Source organism: Pseudomonas sp. TE31087 (assembly GCF_057284075.1).
Map to the genome: position 1 here is coordinate 2,382,395 of NZ_JBXVNN010000001.1, position 14,963 is coordinate 2,397,357.

Genomic DNA, 14,963 nt, shown 5'->3' on the forward strand with positions numbered 1-14,963 from the left:
ACAGCTTTGCCAAAATAATGGATGAATGATTGACCGGACCAGGGCCCTCATGCGTCCTTTGCGCCATATCCGGCATGGCACTTGGGGCATTCCCACTGACCGACAAATCGGAATTCGCTGGCCAAGTCGGTCAAGCGCATCTTGCGCTCATCGCTGTCCCAGCAGGCAGTGCAGAAGCGACCGGCCTCGCCTTCAAAGGTATAGACCCCCTCAGAGTTGTAGGTGGGTTTACCTTTATCTCGCTGCTCGATCAGCTGCTTCAGCCTGACTATCTCCTCTTGCGCCGATGCCAATTTCATCTTCAACTCCCCAGATTCAAGCTTCGCATCAGCCAAGGCGCTATGAAGATCTGCCAGTATCATTTTGAAATCCGCGTCTTCGACCTTTTTCGAGAGGTCTCGCAGCTTACCTGACGCTTCAAGCGCCTGCTGAATCAGAGCCATCAAATCCATAGAAATACACCACCTTGCTTAGTAATATCGGTTGAACGCACGCAGTTGGATGATTGTAGGCGTGAAAACGAAAAAGGTCGGACCTTTAGCCACTCAGCCAGCCTGTACCAGGAGGCCGCGCCTGATGGCGATCTTGACCATCTTCATCGTGCTGGCGGAAACTCATCGACGACTTCAATCTTGGAGCTGATTATGGATGAGCATCGCGATCCACCTGTACGACTCGACTATTTCCGCTTAGTCAAACGCCTCAACGAGCATCTGGCCAGCCTTGGTCAGGAGCGTATAGATGAGGACATACAGGAAGCTTGGGCCGGGTACTTCCAGGAAATGGTCATCACGCAGGACGAAATCGACATTATCGGTCCTTGGTACAACAAGCATTACTCCATAGGTCTCTCGATTCCTTCGCTACGTCAGTACTTGGAGCATCTCCGTAGACACTCCACCTTGCCAGACCAGCGTATCACTGGCGGAGCCGAAAGCGATGCGGTCGCCATCCTAGAGGCATGCGCAATACTCGGACTCGATCGATATAGGCTTTCCGACGCGCTTTTCCAGGCTGCCGCATTGGTTCATCACGCGGCCTATCGTGTGGAGCTTCCAAACATTGATCCAGAATACATCCGGCAGGAGATAGAGGGCCGCGCACGGCTCGCAGATTACTTCTCTCGTGACATTCTCAATGAGGCCCAGAAAGGAGTCGGAGCCGCAGCGAAGCTGGGAAGAATGCTTTTTCCACGGCATTGAGCATTATTTGAGCCCCCTAGTGATGCGCCAGGGTAGGAGGAGCATTTGAGTGCGTCGGCGAGTTAAGCAAGGCCCTAGTAGTGATTGCAGAGCGAACCGGCCTGAAAATAGTCGAATGAAGCCGCCAACAATCAGATTTTACCCCTTCCTTGTAGTCCATTTCCCAAACATACTGCTGCCGCCTGTTTTCCGTTGCGGCTGCTCTGTGGGCGCTCTAGTCTCGGCCTGTCGTTGCACATCAGCGACACAGCTTTGACAGGCTGTAACGGTAGAATCACGCAGGCAGTCTCCGTTCAATGGTGGCTGTACGTGTGGGCACGCTTGCGTGCGCCGGAACTTTTGCGTGATTTACCGCCGGTCTGTCAACCCACGTACAGCTGCCGCCCTTCTGTTTGACAGCAGGTTGGTGGTGGCACCGTCAACGGTAAATCACCATGTTAAAGATCGTCCCCGACCCACCCCACAACCACCACTCCCTCGAAGACACCCTCATCCAGGCCACCGAGTACGCCCTGTGTGCACAGAGCGTGGCGCATCAGGCCGTTTTACTGCAGCCCAAGTCACCCGCCGCGATTCTGATGCTGGCCTCCATGCATGAGATGGAGGCACTGCGTGTGCTACTGGAGTCGGCATTGATCCAGGTACAGATGCCGAACGCGCAACCGCGTCCGTTGCACTAGATCACAAGGCATGTGGTGCCTGAGCTGACGTCATCGCGGGGCAAGCTCGCTCCCACGCCATTGCGTGCCGACGTGGGAGCGGGCTTGACTCGCGATAGCGATAGACCAGGCAGCGGAACACTTCAGGGAGATTCAATGATGGCAACAGATACCACCACACCCCACACCACCGTGGGCAAGACCAAGTTCTACCAGGGCGAAGGCCAGACCGACCCGCTGTTTTGCATCGAACCTGGGATCCCTTGCCAGCATGCGCGGGATCAGGCCTCGGAATTGATGGGCTGCGTGCGCGACCTGACCATCAGCGGGATCATGGAGGAGAAGCCGCAGATGCTTTGGGCGGCGTATTACCTGAGCGCATTGGCCAAGGCGCTGATGGATGATGCGGAGTTGGGGATGAGCCGCTGAAGGTCAACCCGTTTAAAGTGTTGAGCATTGGCGTTCGGCTTGGAACTGCCGGGGTCGCTTTGCGACCCTTTCGCGACACAAGGCCGCTCCTACAGGGGCGCGGTCACCTGTAAGTTCACCTTGTGTCACGAAAGCCGCAGAGGCTGATTGGCCGTGCCGAACACTCCGGGGGGAGGCACCAGCAAGCCGCTCTCACGCGGATGATGCTTGCAACGCTGTTCACCTCCGAACCGGCCAGCACCTGATTCGCCGATCAAACCGGACGAATCCCGCCATGCTTGGTAAACTGGCAGCCATTCACTCTTTCCATCGCCAGCCAGCGCACCCCGCCGCCTGGCTTCGCTGAGTTCGTGTCCCAGACTTATGCATCCTCAAGCCGCCACACCCGCAACCTTGCGCCCCGAGCCATCCCGCCGCTTCTCCGTGGCACCCATGATGGACTGGACAGATAGACACTGTAGATTCTTCCTGCGCCTGCTCTCCCAGCACGCCCTGCTCTACACCGAAATGGTCACCACCGGCGCCCTGCTGCACAACGACGCCCAGCGCTTCCTGCGCCATGACCAATCCGAGCACCCGCTGGCCCTGCAGCTGGGCGGCAGCGTGCCGGCGGACCTGGCCGCCTGCGCGCGCCTGGCCGAGGACGCCGGCTATGACGAGGTCAACCTCAACGTCGGCTGCCCCAGCGACCGGGTGCAGAACAACATGATCGGCGCCTGCCTGATGGGCCATCCGGCGCTGGTGGCCGATTGCGTCAAGGCCATGCAGGACGCGGTCGGCATTCCGGTCACGGTCAAGCACCGCATCGGCATCAACGGCCGCGACAGCTACGCCGAGCTGTGCGACTTCGTCGGCCAGGTGCGCGACGCCGGGTGCCGCAGCTTCACCGTGCATGCGCGCATCGCCATCCTCGAAGGCCTGTCGCCCAAGGAGAACCGCGAGATCCCGCCGCTGCGCTACGACGTGGCGGCGCAGCTGAAGGCCGACTTCCCGGACCTGGAGCTGGTGCTCAACGGCGGTATCAAGACCCTCGACGAGTGCCGCACCCACCTGCAGACCTTCGACGGCGTGATGCTGGGACGCGAGGCGTACCACAACCCGTACCTGCTGGCCGAGGTCGACCAGCAGTTGTTCGGCAGCGCGGCGCCGGTGGTCAGCCGGGCCGAGGCGATGGAAAAGCTGCGTCCGTACATCGTCGCGCATATGCAAAGCGGCGGCGCGATGCATCACATCACCCGGCATATCCTCGGGCTCGGCCAGGGCTTCCCGGGGGCGCGGCGCTTCCGGCAGTTGCTGTCGGCGGACATTCACAAGACCAGCGAACCGCTGAAGGTGCTGGACCAGGCTGCCGAGCTGTTGCAGGGGCGTTGAGGGAACCTGGGGCGGGGTTGGCACTCGAAGGGTTAGCCTTTTACTGCGGCCCTGGCGTTGACCGGGGCTGCTTTGCAGCCCTTCGCGGGGCAAGCCCGCTCCTACACAAGGGAGCGCGCTGCTTCGAAGGGTTTCCCGATACGCCTGCGACGGGCCTTGAGTGGCTGTCGGGGCTCGGGTAATGTCGAGTCATTGCACAGGACAGAGCACGCCCATGACCTCCAAGCTGGAACAACTCAAGCAGTTCACCACCGTCGTCGCCGACACCGGCGACCTGGACGCCATCACCCGCCTCAAGCCGGTCGACGCCACCACCAACCCTTCGCTGCTGCTCAAGGCCGCCGCCATCCCGGGTTACGCCGACCTGCTCAAGCAGGTCAAGGCCGATGCCAAGGGCAATGTCGACCTGGCCTGCGACAAGTTCGCCGTGTCGGTGGGCTCGGGCATTCTCAAGGTCATTCCGGGGCGCATCTCCACCGAGGTGGACGCGCGACTGTCGTTCGACGAGCCAGCGCTGCTGAAAAAGGCCCGTCAGCTGATCGAGCTGTACGAAGCGGCCGGTGTGTCGAAAGACCGCGTGCTGATCAAGCTGGCCTCCACCTGGGAAGGCATCCGCGCCGCCGAGAAGCTGGAGAAGGAAGGCATCCAGACCAACCTCACCCTGCTGTTCTCCTTCGCCCAGGCCCAGGCCTGCGCCGATGCCGGGGTGTTCCTGATCTCGCCGTTCGTGGGGCGCATCTACGACTGGTACAAGAAAAGCACCGGCAAGGAATACGTCGGCGCCGAGGATCCGGGCGTGCAGTCGGTCACCCGCATCTACGACTACTACAAGACCAACGGCTACAACACCGTGGTCATGGGCGCGAGCTTCCGCAACATCGGCCAGATCGAGCAACTGGCCGGCTGCGACCGCCTGACCATCAGCCCCGAGCTGCTGCAGCAACTGTCGGACGACCAGGGCGAACTGCCACGCCTGCTCAAGCCGGGCAGTGCCGGCGAAGCCAAGCAGCAGTTGAACGAAAGCCAGTTCCGCTGGGCCATGAACGAAGACGCCATGGCCACCGAGAAGCTGGCCGAAGGCATCCGCCAGTTCGCCCGCGACCAGGAAAAGCTGGAAGCGCTGATGGCTGGCTGACAAAGCCTGATACATCTTCGGCTTGATCGACGGGCGGTTAATGCAGAGCATTTCCCGCCCGTTTTTCGTTGGGGTGGCCATTCCCTGTGGGAGCGGGCTTGCCCCGCGATAGGGCCATCAGCATCACACGAACCTGAGCCATCCATGCCCGCCACCGCTTCGCTCCCCCTCGTCCTCGCCGGCCCCATCCTCCGCCGCCTGGAACCGCAACGCCTGGCCATCTGGCTGGTCGGCTCGCAACCGCTGCAACCCGAATTTCTCCTCGACCAAGCCGGCATCGGCGCCACCACGCGCTGCGAGGTGATCGCGGTCGGTGAGCACGCCTTCATTCACCTGCTGGACATCCACTTCGACCACCCGCTGCCCAGCAACGTGGCGCTCGACTACGACCTGCGCCTGGCCAACGGCCAGGGCATCGCCGACTGGGCCCCACACCTGCTCTACCCCGGCGCCAGCCGCCCCAGCTTCGTGCTGCGCGACCGTCTTGACCAGTTGCTCCACGGCTCCTGCCGCAAGCCCCATCACCCGGCCGCCGACGGCCTGCTCTGCGCTGACCGCCTGCTTGCCGCCGATCCGCGCCCTGAAGCGCGCCCCGCCGTGCTGCTGATGAGCGGCGACCAGATCTATGCCGACGATGTCGCCGGCCCCATGCTGCGTGCCATCCACGCGCTGATCGAGCGTCTGGGCCTGTTCGACGAAGCCCTCGACGGCGCCCTGGTCGACAGCGGGGCCGAACTCTATCGCCACCCGGCCTGCTACTACCACCGCGCCGACCTGCTGCCGGCCCAGGAAGGCAACGAAACCCTGCGCGAACGCTTCTTCGGCGGCAAGCGCAAACCGATCTTCTCGTCCAGCAACGCCGACAACCACCTGGTGACCTTCGCCGAGGTCATGGCCATGTACCTGCTGGTCTGGTCGCCGCTGCCGTGGGCCCTGGTGCGGATGGACATGCCAGAGGGCCTGACCGAGCAGCGCCAGGCCCGTTATCAGCGCGAACTGCCGCTGATCGAGGCTTTTCGCGACGGCCTCGGCCAGGTGGCGCGGGTGCTGGCCCACCTGCCCTGCCTGATGATCTTCGACGACCACGACATCACCGACGACTGGAACCTGTCGGCGCAATGGGAACAGACCGCCTACGGCCACCCGTTCTCGCGACGCATCATCGGCAACGCCCTGCTCGGCTACCTGCTGTGCCAGGGCTGGGGCAACGACCCGGACGGTTGCGCGGCGCTGGTCGGGCAATGCCGGCAACTGAACGAGGCGCGGGACGAGCTGATCGGCGAGCTGCTGCGCTTCCAGGGCTGGCAATACGCGCTGCCCAGCGATCCGCCGCTGCTGGTGCTGGACACCCGCACCCGCCGCTGGCGCAGCGAAAGCAGCCTGGGCAAGCCCTCCGGCCTGCTGGACTGGGAGGCGCTGAGCGAACTGCAGCAGGCGCTGCTCGACCATCCTTCGGCGATCATCGTCTCGCCGGCGCCGATCTTCGGGGTCAAGCTGATCGAGACCGTGCAGCGGGTGTTCAGCGCCCTGGGTTACCCGCTGCTGGTGGATGCGGAGAACTGGATGGCCCATCGCGGCGCGGCGCAAGTGATCCTCAACATCTTCCGCCATTCGCGCACGCCAGGGCACTACGTGGTGCTGTCGGGCGACGTGCATTACTCGTTCGTTTACGAAGTGCTGATCCGCCACCGCCAGCGCAGCCCGCACCTGTGGCAGGTGACCAGCAGCGGGATCAAGAACGAGTTTCCCCGGCGCCTGCTGGATGTGCTCGACCGGCTCAACCGCTGGCTGTATTCGCCACGCTCGCCGCTCAACTGGTTTACCAAGCGCCGGGAAATGGAGGTGGTACCGCGCACGCCCAGCCGCAGCAAGGCCGGGGAGCGACTGTGGAACAGTGCGGGGTTGGGGCAGGTGTTCTTCGATGGCCAGGGGCGGCCGGAGCGGGTGTATCAGTTGAATGCGGATGGCTCGCCGGCTACGGCGTTCCTCCAGGACTGACCTCATCGCGGGGCAAGCCCGCTCCCACAATGAACACCATTGTTTCCTGCGGGAGCGGCGGTGCGCCGATGCGACTTGCCCCGCGATGGTATCGGCAGGTCCAGCGCAGGATCAGGACCGCTCGAGCGCGCTCACCAGGTCGTGGAACGCTTCACGGTTGGAGTCATTCAAGCCCATGAGGATCTTGTGCGCCTCCAGCACCTTGGAACGCACCACGCTCTCGTCCTGATCCTGGGACGGCAGGTCGGTCAGGCATTCCGGGCACGGCACCGGGCGGTCGACGATGTTGAACACCTGGTCGAAGCCCATGGACTGCAGCAGGCGGGAAATGTCCGGGTTGGTGGTGACCACGGTCGGCAGCAGGCCGACTTTCTGCCGGGACAGGATCGACAGCTTGGCCAGCAGGCCGAGGGTGGTGCTGTCGATGCTCTCGGTTTCGGTCAGGTCGATGACGATGGCCGAGAAGTTCAGCGCGGTGAAGATCTTCTCGATCGTCGCATCCAGCGCCGAACACAGGGTCAGGCGCACTTCACCGACAAATTTCAGAACGAAGGTCCCGCTTTGTTCGGCGAACTGGATTCTACCAGTACTCATTCAAGGTTCCTGCTCAACACCAATAGGGCGATATCATCCGGCATCTCCCCAAGCGTAGCCAATTCGAATCGTTGGCGCAGCCCCTCCAGGCTACCACCCGCCGCCTTGACGATTTCCGGCAAGGCCGCTTCCTTATCTTTGAGTGTGTCCCCGGGCAAAAGGTCCAGAATGCCATCGGACATCAGGGTGAGGCTGAACTGCGGTGGCAGCTCCAGCACCTGGTCCTGGTAACTGGCCTCGTCGAACAACCCCACCGGCAGGCCGCGGCCTTCCAGGTAGCGGGCCTGGCCCGGGGTGTACAGCACCGGCAGCGGCAAGTGGCCGCCGACGCTGTAGGTGAGCAGGCCGGTGTCCTCGTCGATGACGCCACCGACCATGGTCACATGCTTGCCCAGCTTGCAGTTGATCAGCCCGCGGTTGATGTGGCTGAGCACCTGTGAAGGCTTGAACTCGCGCATCTTGCCGCCACGCTTGAATTCGAACAGCAGGCGCGTGGTCATGAACTTGAGCAGCACCGTGACGAACGCCGACGAGGCACCGTGGCCGGAGACGTCCGCCAGGTAGAAGGCGATGCGCCGGTCATCCACGCGGAAGTAGTCGGCGAAATCGCCCGACAGGTACAGCGACGGGATGATCTGGTGCTCAAAGGCGAACTCGCCGGCCACCCAGGGGTTTTCCGGGAGCATGTTCATCTGCACCTGGCGACCGGCGGTCTGGTCCTCCTGCAGCAGGTGCAGGCTGGCCTCCAGCTCGCGGTTGGCCGCTTCGAGCTTCTCCCGGTAGCGCTGGTTCTCCAGCACCAGGCGCGAGCGGTCGAGCGCGCGGCGCACCGAGTGCTCGAGCACGGCCAGGTCTTCCAGGGGCTTGATCAGGTAGTCCGCCGCGCCCAGGCGCAGGGCTTCGACCGCGTCGCTCATGACGCCGGCACCGGACACCACGATCACCGGCAACTGCGGCGCGCGCTCGCTGATCCGGCGGATCAGTTCGAGGCCGCCCATCTGCGGCATGCGCAGATCGCAGATCACGAGGTCGGGCTGGTGTGCTTCGAAGACCTGGAGGCCCTGCTGGCCGTTGCCGGCCTGGAGGACGCTGAAGCCGCTGTCTTCCAGATAGGCGGCGAGACTGGCACGGACCACCTCGTCGTCATCGATGATCAGCAGCGTTGCACTGGGTTTCTGCATGTGGGCGAACGGCGCCAGATTTGGGTTGGCGTAGCGGCTGTGAAGGACCGACAGACGGCTACTGGAATGCTCTCTAGCCACTCTCTATTTGAGTTGTAGGACAAGAAGACTGGTCCGGCAAATAGCGAGGTGCCCTGTAAGGCGCTGACGGTACTCCCATCCGCCTGGCGTTTCAAGCATGGCAAGGAAGACTTCCGCGCACTTTACAGGGCAAATCACCCGGCGTTATAAGAAAGCACATCGGCGCAACCTGACGAAAGGATGCAAGCATGTTCCAGCCTCCCGTGGATTACAGCGAAAAACGCGATTTCATACGCATGCGCATTGAAACCGAGGTCAGCCTGCTGCACGCCGGCCAGGTGATCAGCGCCGTGTGCATCGACCTCTCCAGCAGCGGCATGCAGGTCCAGGCACCGCAGCGGTTCAAGGTAGGCGACCAGCTCGAGGTGCGCATCGACTCCGACCATGCCGCCCTTGCCGGCCTGCATGCCAGCACCGAGGTGGTGTGGATCGCCGACCAGCCCGGCGGCGCGCAGAAGTTCGGCCTGCGCATCCTGGCCATGCATTGAACTGTTACGAAAAAGGCGACCCGAAGGTCGCCTTTTGCGTGAGCCGGTCGATCAGAAGTCGTCTTCGACCTGGCCGTCCTTGACCTTGAACTCGCGGTTCTGCAGGTAGGCGTTGCGCAGGAAGATGTACTTGTCGCCCTGGATCAGCTTCTCCGCCGACAGCAGGCTGGCGCGGGTGTCGATCACGTCCATCGCGAAGATCGAGTTGCGGGTCGGCACATGGTCGATGTAGCGGTAGGGTTCGGTGTAGGTGTCCGGGTACTTGGCCAGGCCGTCACGCACGGTGCTCGGGCCAAGGAACGGAATGACCACGTACGGCCCGCTGGGCACGCCCCAGTAGCCGAGGGTCTGGCCGAAGTCCTCGTCGTTGCGCTGCAGGCCCATCTTGGTGCCGACATCGAAGAAGCCGCCCAGGCCGAAGGTGGTGTTGACGATCAGCCGCGCCGTGTCGATGCCCGCCGCTCGAGGCTTGAGCTGCAGCACGTTGTTGGCCAGGTTGGTGACGTCGCCCAGGTTGCGGAAGACGTTGTGGATGCCATCTTCGAGGAACTGCGGGGTGACGTACTGGTAACCCTGGGCCAGCGGCTTGAGGGCATAGGTGTCGAGGACATCGTTGAACCTGAAGATCGGTCGGTTGACCGACTCCCACGGATCCTCCTCGGTGGCCGCCTGGGTGGCTGCCACGGGCGCCAGCAGCAAGCTGGCGCAGACACAGGCCTGGGTGACTCGCTCGATCACTCCGGCACCGATCCTACGCATAGATGTTTCTCCATCGGATTTCACGGCGGCAACGGCCTTTGGCGCGCTGCTCGATAGGGCGCAAGTATACTGGCTTGCTGGCTGAGCGGTAGTTTTACATATCTCTGTCAAGATTTTGTGAACAACTGTAGTCGTCATCCCTTGGTCACAATCGCCGGGTAGCTTGCGGGGTATTTAGGGACGTTGCCATGCAAGACGCACCCGCCTTCACCGCCGTGCTGTTCGGACTGCGCGGCTGTCTGGTCCAGGCAACCGACGGCGGCACCCTGCCCGCCCCCGGTGCCCTGGACTCCCTTCACCATCTGCGCTCACAGGCCGTGCCGTGCATCTGGCTCGACGAACTCAGCGTCGCCCAGGGCAAGCGCCTGAGCAGCGTGCTGCCCGACTGGCTGCCAGGCCACTTGGTCAACGGCTGCAAATGGCCAGCGCCCAACGCCTGCTGGCAGGCGCTGATGAGCCTCGACAGCCAGCGCCTGGACGGCTGCGTGCTGGTCAGCGGCGAGCCGCGGCTGCTGCAGGCCGGGCTCAACGCCGGCCTGTGGACGGTGGGCCTGGCGGCCTGCGACCTCGGCTCCAGCCAATGGCAGGCCATGAGCCGGCAGGAACAGGAGCGCACCCGTGGCAAGGCCACCCTGGCGCTGTTCGGCCTGGGCGTGCACTCGGTGATCGATCACCTGGAATCCCTCGACACGTGCCTGGCGGCACATCGCCCAGCGCCGGCACAAGGGCGAGAAACCCTGATACATCCCCGTTGATGCGGGTCATGCAAAGCAGCGGCAGGTGGATTACGCTAGAAGGCAGGCCAGAACCTTTGCCGCTTCGCCGAGGTCCATGGTTTGCCAAGCCATTGATGGAGAACGAACAATGCCTGCCCGCGAACTGCAAGAGCGCCTTAATAGCCTGCGCGAGCAACTGGATCGCAATGTGCCGCTTTCGGAAGAAGAGCTGGCCAGTCTGCATGAGGAGGCTAGGCAGATCGAAGCCCAGCTCAAGCTTGAGGAAGCCACGCCCGACAACAACCTCGTCGACGGCGTGAACCTCGCCATCGAACGCTTCGAAGCCGATCACCCCGACCTCACGGCGACCCTGCGCAGCATCGTCAACTCGCTGCACAGCATGGGGATCTGAACCGAATGGGGCCGCAAACGCGGCCCCATTACATTACTGACGCACCAGTCGCAGATTCTGCGGGCTGATCGCCCCGGTGCTGCGGTACGGGTTGATATCCAGCCCGCCACGACGCACATACCGCGCATACACCGTCAGGTGCTCAGGCTTGAGCAGGTTCTTCAGGTCCAGGTAGATCCGCTCCACGCATTGTTCGTGGAAGTCGGCATGCTGGCGGAAGCTGATCAGGTAGGTCAGCAGGCTGGCATGATCCAGCGCCTGCCCCTTGTACTCCACCACCACGCTACCCCAGTCCGGCTGGCCGGTGACCGGGCAGTTGGATTTGAGCAGGTGGCTATGCACGGTCTCTTCCACCACGCGCTCCGACGCGCAACGCAGCAGCTCCGGTTGCGGCTGCTCGTAGTTGCTGATGTTCACATCCAGCGCATCGATGCACTCGCCCGGCAGCGCAGTCACGCCCTGCCCCTCGACCTCGGCCAGGGTGCTGACCTTGACCCCGACAGGCTTGCCGGCTGCGGCGGACAGGTCCTGCACCAGGCACGCCTGCAACGCCTCCAGCGACTCGAACACCGTCTGGTTCAGCGAGTTGAGGTACAGCTTGAACGACTTGGACTCGATGATGTTCGGCGAATCGCACGGGATGGCGAACTCACCGATGGCCACCACCGGCTTGCCCGAGGGCAGCAGCCAGGACAGCTCGAAGCAGTTCCAGAAGTCCACGCCCTGCCACGGCAGCGCATCGCCGCTCACGCCCAGCTCGGCCCATTTGGCCAGGCGGGGAATCGGGAACAGCAGCGAGGGGGTGTAGGTGGCGATGTATTCGCTGGACTTGCCCAGCGGGGAGTGTTCGGCGGCGGGATGCATGGAAACTGACCTGAAGGTTCGAAATTGCCCCTAGTCTACCGGTTTTGCACCCCGCCTTGGAGCCGTTGTCACTCGATGGTCAGCGGGCCGACCATGCCTGCCTGATAGTGGCCCGGCACGTTGCAGGCGAACTCGATGGGCGCCGACTTGCGGAAGGTCCAGGTCAGCTCGGCGCGCTGGCCGGGCTGCAGCAGCACGGTGTTGCCGCTCGCATGACCGTGGCCAGCGCCCATCTGGCCGTGGTCCATCTGGCCATGGTCCATGCCTTCGTGGTTCATGCCGGCGGTGAACATCTTGCCTTGCATGGCGATCATTTCCTTCTGGTGCTCGGCGTGCATGGCCTTGTCGCCCAGGTTGAACTCGTGGGGCAGCTTGCCTTCGTTGACCAGCACGAAGCGCACGGTCTCGCCGGCCTTGACCTTGATGTTCTTGGGTTCGAAGGCGATGTCCTTGAGCACCACCTCGACGGTGCGGGTGGCCTTGGCCGCCTCGGCCGGCTCGCCGAAGGCGAAGGGTTTGCCGCTGTCGGCGAAGCTCGGCAGGCTGACCAGTGCGAGGGCGGCGGCGAAGAACAGGTGTTTCATGGATGACTCCGGGTCGTTCTGGGAGAATGAGGCCATTCTCGAAAAGGCTGGCTGGCAGCTGGCTGACGGGAAGATTACAACTTTGTCAGCTTGGGCAGGCCGCCGGATCGTCACGTATCATTTCGTCACCATGATTGCGCCTTTCAAGGTGATGATAATTGGCGCCTGACTTGGAATTGTCGGGGCTGCTTTGCAGCCCTTTCGCGGCACAAGGCCGCTCCTACGCAGAGCGCGGTCACCTGTAGGAGCGGCCTTGCCGAGGCGTCGGACCGGCCGGAAAGGGTCGCAAAGCGACCCCGGCAATCTTGAATAGGAGCCGCCATATCCCAACAGTCGCAGAAACTGCTAAAGGGATGGGCCTTAAGGGGCGCTCGCACAAAATCCACTCCACCCAGAAAACCATTCAAATCGCCTTATCACAAGGACTGCCATGAAACTGCTGATCGTCGAAGACCAGGCCAAGACCGGCCAGTACCTGAGCCAGGGCCTGAGCGAAGCCGGCTTCGCCACTGAGCTGGCCAACGACGGCGACAGCGGCCAGCACCTGGCCCTGACCGGCGACCACGACCTGCTGATCCTCGATGTGATGCTGCCGGGGCGCAACGGCTGGCAGATCCTCCAGGCCGTGCGCCAGGCCGGGCTGGACACGCCGGTGCTGTTCCTCACCGCCCGCGATGCCGTCGAGGACCGTGTCCACGGCCTGGAGCTGGGTGCCGACGACTACCTGGTCAAGCCGTTCGCCTTCTCCGAGCTGCTGGCCCGGGTGCGCAGCCTGCTGCGCCGAGGCGCCAGCGCCAGCCAGGACACCTGCCTGAGCCTGGCCGACCTGCGCCTTGACCTGATCCGCCGCCGCGCCGAGCGGGCCGGCCAGCGCGTCGACCTGACCGCCAAGGAATTCGCCCTGCTCGAACTGCTGCTGCGCCGCCAGGGCGAGGTGCTGCCCAAGTCGCTGATCGCCTCGCAGGTGTGGGACATGAACTTCGACAGCGACACCAATGTCATCGAGGTGGCCATCCGCCGCCTGCGCCTGAAGATCGATGACCTTCACACCACCAAGCTGATCCATACCGTGCGCGGCATGGGCTACGTGCTCGAGGAGCGCCAGGACTGATGCGCCGCCTGTCCCTCGGCAGCCGCCTGGCGCTGCTGTTTGCCGCCTGCACCGCCAGTGTTTCGCTGGGCGCCGGCCTGCTGTTCAGCCGCGCCAGCGAGCAGCACTTCGTCGAGCTCGACCAGCAGCTGCTCAGCGGCCGTCTGTCGCTGATGCGCAGCCTGCTTGACGGCGTCACCAGTTCCGAGCAACTGGCCACGCGCCTGCCGGGGCTGCTCAACGAGTTGAGCCACCAGTCCGACCTGGCCTTGCGCGTGCGCGCGGTCGACGGCACCACCTGGTTCGCCAGCCGCAGCGACCTGCCGGACGCCCCGAATCAGCCCGGCCTGGCCACCCTGCATACCCAGGGCATCGACTACCGCGGGCTGAGCCTGCCGCTGGACGAAACCCGGCCCGCCTCGCCGCAGCTGACCCTGTTCCTCGACATCACCCATCACCAGCACTTCCTGCAAGGCATGCAGCGCCTGATCTGGCTCACGGTCGGCCTCAGCGCGCTGGTCACCGCGCTGCTGGGTGCCTGGGCCGTGCGCCGTGGCCTGAAGCCGCTGCGGCGGATGGGCAAGGTCGCCGCCAGCGTCAACGCCCGCTCGCTGACCACCCGCCTGCCGGCCGCCGAGATGCCCGAGGAGCTGGCCGAGCTGGCCGGCACGGTCAACGCCATGCTGCAGCGCCTGGACGACGCCTTTCAGCGCCTGTCGGCATTCTCCGCCGACATCGCCCACGAATTGCGCACACCGCTGTCCAACCTGCTGACCCACACCCAGGTCACCCTCACCCGCCCGCGCAGCCTCGAGGAGTACCGCGAGGCCCTGCATGGCAATCTCGAGGAACTGCAGTGGATGGCCCAGTTGGTCAACGACATGCTCTACCTGGCCAAGGCCGACCATGGCCTGCTGATGCCCAATAGTCAGGCGCTGGACCTGGCGACCGAGGTCGATGCGCTGCTGGAGTATTACGCGCCGCTGGCCGAGGAAGCCGAGGTCAGGCTGTCACGCGAGGGTCAGGCGCATGTCGAAGGCGACCGGCACATGCTGCGCCGGGCCTTGTCGAACCTGCTGGACAACGCCCTGCGCTTCACCCCGGCGGGTGGCGAGATCCGTGTGAGCCTTGCGCCGGGGTTGCGCATCGAGGTGGCCAACAGTGGGCCGGCGATCGCCCCGCAACTGCTGGAGCGGCTGTTCGACCGTTTCTATCGGGCAGACCCGGCGCGCCAGGAGGGCAGCAGCGAGCATGCGGGACTGGGGCTGGCCATCACCCGCTCGATCGTGCAGGCGCACGGCGGGAAGATTAGAGCGGAGTGTGCAAATGGGTGGACGCGGTTCGTGATCGAGTTGCCTGAGTAGGCCTCATCGCGGGGCAAGCCCGCTCCCACGCCAGAC

17 protein-coding genes and 1 pseudogene are annotated in these 14,963 nt (G+C 63.7%); 12 read left to right on the top strand and 6 right to left on the bottom strand.

Translation table 11 applies throughout. The annotated features are described in order from the left end of the window. Positions 1-47 precede the first annotated feature (47 nt). On the bottom strand, positions 48-452 hold the full coding sequence (locus tag ACZ899_RS10625; RefSeq protein WP_234561520.1) for a hypothetical protein: 405 nt from the start codon (positions 450-452) through the stop codon (positions 48-50). A gap of 192 nt (positions 453-644) precedes the next feature. Here ACZ899_RS10625 and ACZ899_RS10630 point away from each other — a divergent pair, with 192 nt between their 5' ends. The 6 genes from ACZ899_RS10630 (at position 645) to ACZ899_RS10655 (ending at position 6,794) form a co-directional block, all read left to right on the top strand. Next, entirely contained in the window at positions 645-1,202 is a 558-nt protein-coding gene (locus ACZ899_RS10630) for a hypothetical protein (RefSeq protein WP_234561519.1), read from the top strand. A gap of 434 nt (positions 1,203-1,636) precedes the next feature. Next, a complete protein-coding gene (locus ACZ899_RS10635; RefSeq protein ID WP_069016657.1) occupies positions 1,637-1,882 on the top strand; it encodes a hypothetical protein in 246 nt (81 codons plus the stop codon). Between the two features lie 138 nt (positions 1,883-2,020). After that, the gene (locus ACZ899_RS10640; protein ID WP_234561547.1) at positions 2,021-2,290 is read left to right on the top strand and encodes a DUF3077 domain-containing protein; all 270 of its coding nucleotides are present in this window, start codon (positions 2,021-2,023) and stop codon (positions 2,288-2,290) included. A 363-nt stretch (positions 2,291-2,653) separates the two neighbouring features. Further along, complete coding sequence (gene dusA, locus ACZ899_RS10645; protein ID WP_234561518.1) at positions 2,654-3,661, top strand: tRNA dihydrouridine(20/20a) synthase DusA; 1,008 nt, start codon at positions 2,654-2,656, stop codon at positions 3,659-3,661. A 214-nt stretch (positions 3,662-3,875) separates the two neighbouring features. Next, positions 3,876-4,796: a transaldolase gene (gene tal, locus ACZ899_RS10650; protein WP_234561517.1), complete on the top strand. Its 921-nt coding sequence runs from the start codon at positions 3,876-3,878 to the stop codon at positions 4,794-4,796. A 144-nt stretch (positions 4,797-4,940) separates the two neighbouring features. Beyond that, a complete protein-coding gene (locus tag ACZ899_RS10655) occupies positions 4,941-6,794 on the top strand; it encodes an alkaline phosphatase D family protein (protein WP_234561516.1) in 1,854 nt (617 codons plus the stop codon). A 111-nt stretch (positions 6,795-6,905) separates the two neighbouring features. Here ACZ899_RS10655 and rssC read toward each other — a convergent pair whose 3' ends face one another. Continuing rightward, complete coding sequence (gene rssC / locus ACZ899_RS10660; RefSeq protein ID WP_023631332.1) at positions 6,906-7,388, bottom strand: anti-sigma factor antagonist RssC; 483 nt, start codon at positions 7,386-7,388, stop codon at positions 6,906-6,908. Continuing rightward, the gene (gene rssB, locus ACZ899_RS10665) at positions 7,385-8,569 is read right to left on the bottom strand and encodes a two-component system response regulator RssB (protein WP_028692716.1); all 1,185 of its coding nucleotides are present in this window, start codon (positions 8,567-8,569) and stop codon (positions 7,385-7,387) included. The genes rssC and rssB overlap by 4 nt, the downstream gene beginning before the upstream one ends. A gap of 269 nt (positions 8,570-8,838) precedes the next feature. Here rssB and ACZ899_RS10670 point away from each other — a divergent pair, with 269 nt between their 5' ends. Then, entirely contained in the window at positions 8,839-9,138 is a 300-nt protein-coding gene (locus tag ACZ899_RS10670; protein ID WP_234561515.1) for a PilZ domain-containing protein, read from the top strand. Between the two features lie 51 nt (positions 9,139-9,189). Here the strand turns inward: ACZ899_RS10670 and ACZ899_RS10675 are convergent, their stop codons facing one another. Further along, positions 9,190-9,897, bottom strand: coding sequence for an MlaA family lipoprotein (locus tag ACZ899_RS10675; RefSeq protein WP_234561514.1), 708 nt, complete (start codon positions 9,895-9,897; stop codon positions 9,190-9,192). Between the two features lie 188 nt (positions 9,898-10,085). Between ACZ899_RS10675 and pcrP the strand changes: the two are divergent. Both pcrP and ACZ899_RS10685 read left to right on the top strand, forming a co-directional pair. Further along, positions 10,086-10,638, top strand: a pseudogene (pcrP, locus tag ACZ899_RS10680) (HAD superfamily inactivated hydrolase PcrP). 123 nt (positions 10,639-10,761) lie between these two features. Next, positions 10,762-11,025, top strand: coding sequence for a DUF4404 family protein (locus ACZ899_RS10685; RefSeq protein ID WP_203647444.1), 264 nt, complete (start codon positions 10,762-10,764; stop codon positions 11,023-11,025). 33 nt (positions 11,026-11,058) lie between these two features. On the opposite strand, the gene queF is transcribed toward ACZ899_RS10685, so the two are convergent. Together queF and ACZ899_RS10695 are read right to left on the bottom strand one after the other, a co-directional pair. Further along, entirely contained in the window at positions 11,059-11,889 is an 831-nt protein-coding gene (gene queF / locus ACZ899_RS10690; protein ID WP_234561512.1) for an NADPH-dependent 7-cyano-7-deazaguanine reductase QueF, read from the bottom strand. Between the two features lie 68 nt (positions 11,890-11,957). Further along, positions 11,958-12,473, bottom strand: a complete 516-nt coding sequence (locus ACZ899_RS10695; protein WP_234561511.1) for a cupredoxin domain-containing protein — start codon at positions 12,471-12,473, stop codon at positions 11,958-11,960. Between ACZ899_RS10695 and ACZ899_RS10700 the strand changes: the two genes are divergently transcribed. From ACZ899_RS10700 to ACZ899_RS10710, 3 genes are all read left to right on the top strand, one after another. After that, positions 12,472-12,642: a hypothetical protein gene (locus ACZ899_RS10700; RefSeq protein ID WP_234561510.1), complete on the top strand. Its 171-nt coding sequence runs from the start codon at positions 12,472-12,474 to the stop codon at positions 12,640-12,642. The genes ACZ899_RS10695 and ACZ899_RS10700 overlap by 2 nt on opposite strands. Positions 12,643-12,903: 261 nt before the next feature. Next, positions 12,904-13,584 (top strand): heavy metal response regulator transcription factor, encoded by a 681-nt coding sequence (locus ACZ899_RS10705; protein WP_203647448.1) that lies wholly within the window; start codon positions 12,904-12,906, stop codon positions 13,582-13,584. Beyond that, positions 13,584-14,927, top strand: a complete 1,344-nt coding sequence (locus ACZ899_RS10710; RefSeq protein WP_326491848.1) for a heavy metal sensor histidine kinase — start codon at positions 13,584-13,586, stop codon at positions 14,925-14,927. The genes ACZ899_RS10705 and ACZ899_RS10710 overlap by 1 nt, the downstream gene beginning before the upstream one ends. Positions 14,928-14,963 lie beyond the last annotated feature (36 nt).

Excerpts from the sequence above, each read along its gene's own strand:
- ACZ899_RS10625 (WP_234561520.1), bottom strand. The coding sequence starts at position 452 with ATGGATTTGATGGCTCTGATTCAGCAGGCGCTTGAAGCGTCAGGTAAG.
- ACZ899_RS10630 (WP_234561519.1), top strand. The coding sequence starts at position 645 with ATGGATGAGCATCGCGATCCACCTGTACGACTCGACTATTTCCGCTTA.
- ACZ899_RS10635 (WP_069016657.1), top strand. The coding sequence starts at position 1,637 with ATGTTAAAGATCGTCCCCGACCCACCCCACAACCACCACTCCCTCGAA.
- ACZ899_RS10640 (WP_234561547.1), top strand. The coding sequence starts at position 2,021 with ATGGCAACAGATACCACCACACCCCACACCACCGTGGGCAAGACCAAG.
- dusA (WP_234561518.1), top strand. The coding sequence starts at position 2,654 with ATGCATCCTCAAGCCGCCACACCCGCAACCTTGCGCCCCGAGCCATCC.
- tal (WP_234561517.1), top strand. The coding sequence starts at position 3,876 with ATGACCTCCAAGCTGGAACAACTCAAGCAGTTCACCACCGTCGTCGCC.
- ACZ899_RS10655 (WP_234561516.1), top strand. The coding sequence starts at position 4,941 with ATGCCCGCCACCGCTTCGCTCCCCCTCGTCCTCGCCGGCCCCATCCTC.
- rssC (WP_023631332.1), bottom strand. The coding sequence starts at position 7,388 with ATGAGTACTGGTAGAATCCAGTTCGCCGAACAAAGCGGGACCTTCGTT.
- rssB (WP_028692716.1), bottom strand. The coding sequence starts at position 8,569 with ATGCAGAAACCCAGTGCAACGCTGCTGATCATCGATGACGACGAGGTG.
- ACZ899_RS10670 (WP_234561515.1), top strand. The coding sequence starts at position 8,839 with ATGTTCCAGCCTCCCGTGGATTACAGCGAAAAACGCGATTTCATACGC.
- ACZ899_RS10675 (WP_234561514.1), bottom strand. The coding sequence starts at position 9,897 with ATGCGTAGGATCGGTGCCGGAGTGATCGAGCGAGTCACCCAGGCCTGT.
- ACZ899_RS10685 (WP_203647444.1), top strand. The coding sequence starts at position 10,762 with ATGCCTGCCCGCGAACTGCAAGAGCGCCTTAATAGCCTGCGCGAGCAA.
- queF (WP_234561512.1), bottom strand. The coding sequence starts at position 11,889 with ATGCATCCCGCCGCCGAACACTCCCCGCTGGGCAAGTCCAGCGAATAC.
- ACZ899_RS10700 (WP_234561510.1), top strand. The coding sequence starts at position 12,472 with ATGGATGACTCCGGGTCGTTCTGGGAGAATGAGGCCATTCTCGAAAAG.
- ACZ899_RS10695 (WP_234561511.1), bottom strand. The coding sequence starts at position 12,473 with ATGAAACACCTGTTCTTCGCCGCCGCCCTCGCACTGGTCAGCCTGCCG.
- ACZ899_RS10705 (WP_203647448.1), top strand. The coding sequence starts at position 12,904 with ATGAAACTGCTGATCGTCGAAGACCAGGCCAAGACCGGCCAGTACCTG.
- ACZ899_RS10710 (WP_326491848.1), top strand. The coding sequence starts at position 13,584 with ATGCGCCGCCTGTCCCTCGGCAGCCGCCTGGCGCTGCTGTTTGCCGCC.